The following is a 9,206-nucleotide window of genomic DNA, read 5'->3' as shown; positions in this document are numbered from 1 at the left end:
GATCGGTGCGCTGCCCACCATCGCGCTGGTGCTTCTCACCGCGCTGGTGGGCGCCTGGCTGATGCGTCAGCAGGGGCTGATGACGCTTCAGCGGCTGCAGGTGCAGCTGGCGCAGGGCATGGTGCCGGAGCAGGCCATGCTGGAGGGGGCGCTCATCCTGCTGGGCGGCATGCTGCTGCTGATTCCCGGCTTCATCACCGACGCGCTGGGGCTGGCGCTGCTGCTGCCGGGCGTGCGCCACCGGCTGGCTGTGCGCTGGCTGCGCACCGCGCGTGAACGGGGCGCGGCCAATGACACGGTGATCGTGGAGGGCGAGGTGGTCTGGCGCCGGGACGCCGAGGGGCTGCCGCCGGAGGCGGGCCGCCATGAGTGACATGCGCGTCATCTGGATCGTGGACGGCAGCTATCTGATGAAGGCGGCGCCCGGCCGTTTCGACTACCTCAAGCTGCGCCGCTTTCTCGAGGAGGAGAGCGGCGCCCCTTTCTATGACGCCTACTATCTCAACTCCACGCCCAACCCGCCTTCCGAGGCGCAGGATCATTTCCACAGCTGGCTGAAGAAGGCGCCGCCCTATGGCCCGCAGATGCGGGTGAAACTCTACGCGCTCAAGTCCATGCAGGTGACCTGCCCCAGTTGTGGCCATACCTTCGACCGCACGGTGCAGAAGGGAGTGGATGTGGGCATCGCCACGCTCATCGTGCGGCTGGCGGCGCAGAACCAGTATGACCGGCTGGTGCTCTCCACCGGTGACGGCGACTTCGAGGACGCCATCGCCTTTGCCCGCGAGGTGCAGCACAAGGAAGTGTGGCTGGCCGGCTTTTCCGACAGCGTCTCGCCCGACCTGCAGGCCTATGCCAACCGGGTCATCTGGCTCGACCGGCATATGCAGCGCTTCGCCAAGGAGTGAGGACGGGGTCTCCCCCGTTTTTGCGGGCTCGTTCTCCGGCGGCGCCTTTGCGCCGCTTTTTTCTGTCCACCCGGCCTGAAAATGTCCCGAAACGGGGTGTCTGCGCGGTTTTCGGTCCTTTTTGCGCTGGGAGGACGGGGTCTCCCCCATTTTTGCAGGAAGGCGTTTTGCCCGCACCGGCGCGCGCTGGAAATTCAGGCGGAAAGCGGTCTGAGTGGCCGAAATGTGTCCGTGCCGGCGGTCACTCCACCTGGTAGAGCTTCTGCACCAGCCAGGCGCGCACGGGCATGGGCTTGCCGAGGAAGAAGCCCTGGCCGTAGTCGATGCGTTCGTCACGGAGGAAGGAGAGGGTGTCCTGGTCTTCGATGAATTCGGCGACGGTTTTCAGATTCAGATCGTCGGCCATGCGGTGGATGACCTGGAACAGGCGGCGGATGGCGCCGCTGCGGGTCACCTGCTGGGTGAGGCTGCCGTCGACCTTGAGATAGCGCACGGCGCCGTCTTCCGCCAGTTCCACCACGGAGCGCAGCGAGGAGTAGCCGGTGCCGAAGTCGTCGATGGCGAACCTGAGACCGGCCTGTCGGTGCAGGTCGATGACCATCTGCGGCTGTTCGAGCATGGTCTGCTCGGTCAGTTCCACCACGATGTTGAGCTTTCTGAGCGGGCCGGCGCAGGCCTGCTGCAGCCGTTCCAGATAGGCGCCGCTGCGCAGGGAGGCGGGCGAGCAGTTGATGAAGACGGTGTCGGTCAGCTGCGCCAGAGCGTCCGCTTCGGCGCTGATGGCCTCAAGGATCAGGCTGTCGAAGCGCTCGATCAGTCCCAGTTCGATGAGCCGGTCGATGAAGATGCCGGCGCTGAGGGTCTGGTCGCCATTCTGCAGGCGGCCGAGCACTTCGAAGGCGGCGATCTCGCCGCTCTGGGTGTCTACCAGCGGCTGCACGTGGATGAGCAGATGTTCCGGATCCAGCAGTTTGCGCAGGTTGACGGTGGCCTCCAGCTGTCGGGCGATCCACCGGTTGACGGGGCGGATGTCTTCGGCGGTCTCCAGCAGCAGGCGGGTGTGCTCGCGCTGCTGGTGCAGGTAGTGGATCAGCAGGCGCAGGTTGGGCCGGTCGAGGAACTTGAGCCGGCGCAGGTTGACGCTGGTGATGGACAGGTCGATCTCTTCCAGTCCGCCGGCCCATTCTTCCAGCAGGGCCTGCAGCGCCGTGCCTTCCAGCCCGAGGCTGACCAGGTAGAAATCCCCCAGCAGGCCGCGCACATAGGCCAGATGGGCGTGATGCCCGGCCACCAGCTTCTGCAGCGCCCGTTCCACCCGTTGCAGCAGCTCGTCACCCTTTTCCTCGCCGTGGAGCTGATTGATGCGGTTGAGGTTGCGCACGTTGATCAGCGTGAGATAGGCGTGGCGGCGGGTGTAGCCCACGTTTTCCAGCAGGTTGAAGAACAGGCTGAGCTGGTTGGTCTCATAGTTGAAGTAGAGGGTGGTCAGCAGTGCGGCCAGCTGTTTGACCGCGGCACGCAGTTCGGCGTAGAGCAGGTAGGCCTGCTCGTAGCGGCGTTCCAGCAGCTTGATGTAGAGCAGCACCGCCTGACGCATGATGTCCCGGTGGCTGTCGTGCACTTCGCGGCAGGCATTGGCGTCCATGCACACCATGAGCGTTTCCGGATGTTCCAGCGTCTCCAGAAAGCGCACGTTGTTGTGGGCCAGATGCTCGAAGGCGCGCAGGTCGTCTTCGATGAGCGCCCGGCGCAGCTTGCCGAACCAGTGGTCGTAGATCTCCAGCAGGCGCTGGTTGCGCACGCGGGCGTGGGGGGAGAACAGGCCGTTCTGCCCGGCCAGGTCGATCAGATAGCGCCGGGCGATGGCGTTCTTGGTGGTCTCGAAGGCGGTGTCCAGCTTCTCGAACAGGTCGACGGGGTTGTCGTTCTGCCCGCGGTAGTGGGTCAGCAGCGCCTGTTTGATGACATTGATGTCCCCCAGCAGCACGGCGTAGGGAATGCCGTTGTCCAGCGCGGTGCGGGCGATGGTGTCGGCGGCCTCTTCCGTCCGGGCCGGGTCCAGAAACACGTTGAGGAAGGTGCGCACCATCAGCTCGACGGGGGCGCTCTGGTAGGTGTCGTTGAGCTCGCTGGCCAGCGGGTGCTGCTGGCGGAAGGCTTTCAGTTCCCTGATGAGATGGTCGATGACAGCGTCTGACAACTGCATGGTCCTTCAATGCCGCCGGGGCAAAACAAAAAGTTCTTGCTGCGTATCGGACAAGTTTACACAGTTTGTGCACGGGAAAGGTAATAAGGAAAATTTATCCTTTCATGCCCGTTTGCCGGCCAGCCAGGCCTGGTGTTTGGCTTCCAGTTCCTCCCAGCGGGCGAAGGCGGCCTCCAGCGTGGCTTCCTTGTCGGCCAGTTGCGCCTGCAGGGTTCTGACCGCCTCGCCGTCGGCGAACACGGCCGGGTCGCTCATCTGCTGGTGCAGTTGTTCGATTTCCGCTTCCAGCCCCTCGATGGTATCAGGCAGGGTGTCGTATTCCTGCTGCTCCCGGTAGGTGAGCTTGGGGGCCTGCTGGCGTTTGCGCAGGGGGATGTGTTCGTTGCGGGGCGACGTGGCGGGACGTGTGTCGTCGCTCCAGGCGTGGGCGTATTCCGCCGGGCGCTGGCGCAGCCAGTCCGTGTAGCCGCCCACATAGTCGTTGATCACGCCAGGGGCGTCGAACACCAGCGAGCGGGTGACCACATTGTCGATGAAGGCGCGGTCGTGGCTCACCAGCAGCACGGTGCCCGGGTATTCCAGCAGTTTTTCCTCCAGCAGCTCCAGGGTTTCCATGTCCAGATCGTTGGTGGGCTCATCCAGCACCAGCAGGTTGGAGGGGCGGGCGAAGACGCGGGCCAGCAGCAGGCGGTTGCGCTCGCCGCCGGAGAGGGCCGAGACCGGCTGGCGCGCCCGCTCCGGCGTGAACAGGAAGTCCTGAATGTAGCGCATCACATGCACCCGGCGCTCGCCCAGCTGCACCCATTCGGAACGGTCGGCCACGGCGTCCACCACCGTGTGTTCCGGGTTGAGCTGTTCCCGATGCTGGTCGAAGTAAGCGATCTCCAGCCGTGTGCCCAGCTTCACCGTGCCCCGGTCGGGCTTGAGCCGCCCCAGCAGCAGTTTGAGCAGGGTGGTCTTGCCACAGCCGTTGGGGCCGAGAATGCCCACCTTGTCGCCACGCAGGATGAGGGTGGAGAAGTCCTGCACGATGTCCCGGCCGTCGATGGCGTAGTGGAGGTTGTTGACCTCGATGACCTTCCTGCCCGACTCCTCGGCGGCGTTGACGGAAATTCTGGCCTTCCCCTTGCGTTTGCGGCGGTTGGCGTACGCCTCGCGCATGGCCTTGAGGGCGCGCACGCGCCCTTCGTTGCGGGTGCGCCGGGCCTTGATGCCCTGACGGATCCATGCCTCTTCCTGCGCCAGTTTCTTGTCGAATTCGGCGTTGGCCTTCTCTTCGGCGGCCAGCTCCTCCGCCTTGCGACGCAGGAAGTTCTGCCAGTCCCCCGGGTAGCTGCGCAGCACGCCCCGGTCCAGCTCCACGATGCGGGTGGCCAGCTTTTCCAGAAAGGCGCGGTCGTGGGTGATGAACACCAGCGCGATCTCCAGATTGAGCAGGAACTTTTCCAGCCATTCGATGGAGGGAATGTCCAGATGGTTGGTGGGCTCGTCCAGCAGCAGAATGTCCGGCTGCTGCACCAGCGCCTGCCCCAGCAGCACGCGGCGCTTCAGCCCGCCGGAGAGTGCGTCGAAGGGCCTGTCCGCCGGCAGGCGCATCTCGCTGATGACCTTGTCCACCTGCGCGTTGAGCCGCCAGCCGTCTCGGGCGTCCAGCGCCTGCTGCACCTGTTCCAGCTCGCTCATCAGCGTCCGGTCGTCGGGCCGCTCGGCCAGCTGCTGGGTGAGGGTGTGATGCTGCCGCAGCAGGGCGCCGATGTCGCCGGCGCCGGCGGCCACCTGGTCATAGACCGTGCCCGGCAGATGGTCGGGCACCTCCTGCGGCATCATGGCGATGTGCACGCCCTCGGCCACGATGCGCTCGCCATCGTCGGGCACGATGTCGCCATGGAGGATCTTAAGTAGGGTGGACTTGCCCTCGCCGTTGCGGCCCACCAGCGCGATGCGCTCCCGCGCCTCCAGCGAGAAGTCCTGTCCGTCCAGCAGCGGCTTGTCGCCCAGGGCGTAGTGAATGTTCTTCAGGGTCAGCAGGGTCATGGTTCGTAAACATCCTGACGGGTGCCAATCTTGAGGATGTGTATCGGCCGGGACGGCCAGTCCACGTCGAAGAGCACACGGTATTTGCCACTACGCAGTCGGTAGTCTGCAAGAGGGTGGTTGCGCAGCTGGCGGTAGCTGGACAGATTGGGAAATTCGCGCAGCTTGTCTGGACCGTTGCGCAGGCGTTTCAGGTCTGAAGCTGGAATGCGGCGCAGGTCCTTTTCCACGCTACGCGCGTAGATGAGTTCAAACATCTGCGCTCAGATGCGCCCTGCCCAGATATCATCATGGGAGAGGGTGTTCCCCTGTCTGATTTCGTTCTGGCGCTTTTCCAGCTCCTGTCGCAGCGCCCGATATCGATATTTTTTCTGCTGGATCAGCTGCTTGAGCATGTGGGCGACCTTTTTCTGATCCGCTTCATCCAGCTGGCGCAGCTGTTGCAGGTTTTTTTCCAGTGTGTCCGTTGCCATGGCGGTGTCCTCCATCGCTCATTTTAAATGAATCTCCGCGATCCAGTTGGGGCTGGAGCGCATCGGATGGAGGGTGAGTTCAAGGTCGTTGCGGCGGCGCAGCCACGGCAGCAGCACGTAGCGCACGGTGGGATCGTCCCGCCACAGGTTGATCAGCGCCCGACCGCCCGGGTTGAGGGCGTCCAGCAGGGCGTCGATGAAGACATCGCTGGCGAACTGCACAGGCATGCCCTTGTCATCGAACAGGTCCACGAACAGGGCATCGTGACGGTCGCCCTGCAGGGTCATGTAGTGAAAGGCGTCCTCGTGCACAATGTTCAGTTTTTCCGGCAGGTCGAACCAGTCGCGCGCCACCTGTGTCACGGCGGGGCGCAGTTCCACGATGGTCTGCCGGCACTGGGGAAGGGTGTAGAAAAGCTGGGTGTTGAGCCGTCCGCCGCCCAGACCGAGGCTGAGCAGACTGGCAGGAACCAGTGCGGTCAGGCGGCGGAATGCGACCTCAAAATATTCGAAGCCGAGTGTGAATGGGGCGTTAAGATAATAGCGGCTCTGCTCGATGTGATTGCCGAAGTGGAGGGTGCGCACGGTGTGCTGCCGGTCCTCGCGTACCTGGATCAGCCCGCGGCCGTCGCGCACGGCGTAGACGCAGGGGTTCACAGGCCGGCCCACCACAGGCGCAGGCGGTAGCCGATTCCGCTGGTGTAGCCCATCTCGTGCAGCACGATGGTGCCATTGCGGCCGACGAAAAAGTCCGCCGGCACGGCCCGGGAGCCGAACAGCGCCAGCAGCCGACCGTCCGGGTCGTTGACCGTCAGCGGCAGCTTCATGCCGTGTTGCCGGGCAAAGGCAAGGGCCTGCCGCCGGTCGCCGGACTGGGTGATGATCTGGATGACGGTGTATTCCTGGCTGAGGGCGCGCATGGTCTCATGCTGCAGGCGGCAGATGGGGCACCAGCTGGCGGTGAAGTGGATGAGATAGGGACGTGGCAGCGCATCCAGCCGGATGATCTGCCCGTCCAGCGCGGGCAGGGTGGTCACCGGCAGGGGGCCTGAGGCCATGTCCCGTTGCTGCCAGGCGCGCACGCCGAACCAGATCAGTGCGAAGGCGATCAGCCAGGGCAGATTGCGGCGTGCAAAGTTTTTCAAACGCTGTGGCATTGGCACCGTAATTGCTTTGTCTCTGCAGGCCATTATAGAGTGGATGACGCCTTATGGACATTACCCTGACGAAGGACGCCGACGGACGCTGGCGCTTTCCGGAAAATCTGATTCTGGTGTCCAAGACGGATAATCGCGGAACGATCAAGTACGCCAACCTGCCCTTCTGCCGTATCGCGGGCTACGAGGAGGCCGAGCTGGTGGGTCAGCCCCACAGCATCGTGCGCCATCCGGACATGCCGAAGACCGTCTTCCGCCTGCTGTGGGAGACCATCTCCCACGGCCATGAGTTCTGGGGATATGTGAAAAACCGCAGCCGCGACGGCGGCTACTACTGGGTGTTCGCCCATGTCACGCCCACCTTCGATGCCACAGGGCGCATCATCGGCTATCACTCCGACCGGCGGGCGCCGCGGGACGAGGCACTGGAGAAGGTGGGCGCGCTCTATGCGGAACTGCGGCAGGCGGAGCAGGCGGGCGGGCTGGATGCGGGCCTGCGCCTGATGAAGGAGAAACTGGCCGAATTCGAGGGAGACTATCATGCGTTTGTTTTCAGTCTTTAAGAATGCTTCCTCGCTGGACCGGGTCCAGTGGGCCAACTACGCCTCCATCGGCATTTTCATCATCACCGAAAGCTGGCGGCTGATCGCCGACGGCTTCGACTGGATCGCCCTGCTGGGCGGTCTCAACTTCCTGTTTGCCTGGCTGATCTTCATCAATGTGATCAGGGTGCGCCGTTCCCTCAATCAGGTGGCGGAGCTGATCGACCGGGGCGCTCAGGGTGAGCTGGAGGAGCGCATTGTCTGCTTTGACGACCGGGGGGCCCTGCGCAAGGTGGTGGACAACCTCAACTACTTCTTCGACGAGGTGGACGCCTTCCTGCGCGAGGTGCGCACGCCGGTGCAGGAGGCGGCCCGGGGCAACTTCAACCGGCCCATCGTGGCCACCGGATTCACTGGCCAGTTCAAGGCGGCCGCCGAGGACCTCAAGGCGCCGCTGGAGGCGATGAAGAAGAACCAGATCTTCATCGAACGGGTCAAGATCAACTCCGATCTCAGCCGGCTGGGCGGCGGCATGCAGAAGGGACTGCAGATCCTGCAGGGAGATCTGAAAAAGAGCAACGAGAAGGCCACCGAAATCCGCAGGGCCAGCGAGGAGACCGCCCGCGTGGCCAGCCAGAGTGTGGATGAGCTCAAGCGCATGTCCGGCATTCTCAATGAGCTGGTCTCATCAGTGGAAGCCTCCGACAGGGTGGTGGAGAGCCTCAACGAGCAGGCGTCCAACATCAACTCCATCGTCAACCTGATCAAGGAGATCGCCGAGCAGACCAACCTGCTCTCGCTCAATGCCGCCATCGAGGCGGCCCGTGCCGGCGAGCATGGCCGCGGCTTCGCCGTGGTGGCCGACGAGGTGCGCGCGCTGGCCAACAAGACCCAGTCCGCCGCCGACGAGGTGACCCAGTCCATCGAGATGCTGCAGCAGCAGACCCACCAGACCCGCGAGCGCACCCGCGTCATGGCGGAGCACGCCGCCACGGTGCAGGACTTCCTGCGTCGTTTCGAGCAGGTGCTGGGGCAGGTCAACGACAACGCGCGCATTGCCAGCGGCTACGCCATGCTCATCTACGAGACCGTGTTCGTGGCGCTGGCCAAGCTCAACCACATCATCTACAAGAGCAGGGGCTTCAGCTCCGTGTTCAATGGCAAGGCTGAGCTGCAGACCGTCTCCCACACAGAATGCGCCTTCGGCAGGTGGTATCACGGCGAAGGGCGCGAGCAGTTCAAGGGACACGAGGACCTCTACCGCAGAATCGAGACGCCCCATGCCCGCTTCCATCAGACCATCAGTGATGCCCTGCAGTATGTGAAGGACGACGAGACCATCATCCGCCACAAGGAGGAGATTCTCAGCCACTTCGCCGAGGCGGAGGCGGTCTCCGACGAGCTGTTCGCCCTGCTGGACCAGCTGCTGCAGGTGCTGGAGCGGGAGATCATGCAGCAGGGTGGAAGCGGGGGAGCGGACCCGCAACAGGAGGCCTGAACGGTCTGGAAATCCGCCTGGACCCGGCAATCGCCGGGTTTTTCGTTGCCGTTGCGCTCGCGCGCAGCGCGGCGTCCTGCAAAAATGGGGGAGACCCCGTTGAGGACGGGGCGAAAGGGGCGTCTGGCCCGCTCATGTCGTATTTTTCACACGCGCGCCGGGGCGACCGGCAGGGCAGCCTGCAAAACCGGGGGAGACCCCGTATTCAGGGCGTGATTTCGTCAAAACGGGTGAAGGCGGGGAAGCGGTCGCTCTCCACCGGCGGCATGTGGGGGCTGACGTGACTGGCCAGCAGCAGGTGGCCGATGCCGTAGTCGGCGGCGCTTTTCAGCGCGCGCAGGTTGTCGTCGATCAGCAGCGTGCGCGCTGGCTCGAAGTCGAAGTCCCG

The 9,206-nt window shown here is 64.1% G+C and carries 10 protein-coding genes and 1 pseudogene; 4 read left to right on the top strand and 7 right to left on the bottom strand.

All coding sequences use genetic code 11. The features are described 5' to 3' along the window. Both F8K16_RS05105 and F8K16_RS05100 read left to right on the top strand, forming a co-directional pair. On the top strand, window positions 1–373 hold a 373-nt coding region (locus F8K16_RS05105), incomplete at its 5' end, for an FxsA family protein (protein WP_294947851.1). Then, window positions 366–908 (top strand): NYN domain-containing protein, encoded by a 543-nt coding sequence (locus F8K16_RS05100; protein ID WP_294947848.1) that lies wholly within the window; start codon window positions 366–368, stop codon window positions 906–908. The genes F8K16_RS05105 and F8K16_RS05100, both read left to right, overlap by 8 nt. 241 nt (window positions 909–1,149) lie before the next feature. Here the strand turns inward: F8K16_RS05100 and F8K16_RS05095 are convergent, their stop codons facing one another. From F8K16_RS05095 to F8K16_RS05070, 6 genes are all read right to left on the bottom strand, one after another. Next, a complete protein-coding gene (locus F8K16_RS05095; protein WP_294947845.1) occupies window positions 1,150–3,114 on the bottom strand; it encodes a GGDEF domain-containing phosphodiesterase in 1,965 nt (654 codons plus the stop codon). A 102-nt stretch (window positions 3,115–3,216) separates the two neighbouring features. Then, on the bottom strand, window positions 3,217–5,148 hold the full coding sequence (locus F8K16_RS05090; protein WP_294947842.1) for an ATP-binding cassette domain-containing protein: 1,932 nt from the start codon (window positions 5,146–5,148) through the stop codon (window positions 3,217–3,219). Beyond that, window positions 5,145–5,405: a type II toxin-antitoxin system RelE/ParE family toxin gene (locus F8K16_RS05085; protein WP_294947839.1), complete on the bottom strand. Its 261-nt coding sequence runs from the start codon at window positions 5,403–5,405 to the stop codon at window positions 5,145–5,147. Before F8K16_RS05085 ends, F8K16_RS05090 begins: the two co-directional genes overlap by 4 nt. Window positions 5,406–5,411: 6 nt before the next feature. Next, the gene (locus tag F8K16_RS05080) at window positions 5,412–5,621 is read right to left on the bottom strand and encodes a hypothetical protein (protein WP_294947836.1); all 210 of its coding nucleotides are present in this window, start codon (window positions 5,619–5,621) and stop codon (window positions 5,412–5,414) included. An 18-nt stretch (window positions 5,622–5,639) separates the two neighbouring features. Further along, complete coding sequence (locus F8K16_RS05075) at window positions 5,640–6,278, bottom strand: spermidine synthase (protein ID WP_294947834.1); 639 nt, start codon at window positions 6,276–6,278, stop codon at window positions 5,640–5,642. Next, window positions 6,275–6,766, bottom strand: a complete 492-nt coding sequence (locus F8K16_RS05070; RefSeq protein WP_294947831.1) for a redoxin domain-containing protein — start codon at window positions 6,764–6,766, stop codon at window positions 6,275–6,277. Before F8K16_RS05070 ends, F8K16_RS05075 begins: the two co-directional genes overlap by 4 nt. A gap of 65 nt (window positions 6,767–6,831) precedes the next feature. On the opposite strand from F8K16_RS05070, the gene F8K16_RS05065 reads away from it, so the two are divergent. Together F8K16_RS05065 and F8K16_RS05060 are read left to right on the top strand one after the other, a co-directional pair. Beyond that, a complete protein-coding gene (locus F8K16_RS05065; protein ID WP_294947828.1) occupies window positions 6,832–7,341 on the top strand; it encodes a PAS domain-containing protein in 510 nt (169 codons plus the stop codon). Continuing rightward, window positions 7,319–8,818, top strand: coding sequence for a methyl-accepting chemotaxis protein (locus tag F8K16_RS05060; RefSeq protein ID WP_294947825.1), 1,500 nt, complete (start codon window positions 7,319–7,321; stop codon window positions 8,816–8,818). Before F8K16_RS05065 ends, F8K16_RS05060 begins: the two co-directional genes overlap by 23 nt. A gap of 205 nt (window positions 8,819–9,023) precedes the next feature. Here the strand turns inward: F8K16_RS05060 and F8K16_RS05055 are convergent. After that, window positions 9,024–9,206: pseudogene (locus tag F8K16_RS05055) on the bottom strand (HAD family hydrolase); the annotation flags it as partial.

The organism is Sulfurivirga sp. (assembly GCF_015490265.1).
In the GTDB taxonomy this organism is placed as follows: Bacteria; Pseudomonadota; Gammaproteobacteria; order Thiomicrospirales; family Thiomicrospiraceae; genus Sulfurivirga.
Note: the sequence above shows the minus strand (reverse complement) of the source record. Positions and strands in the feature narration are given on the sequence as shown.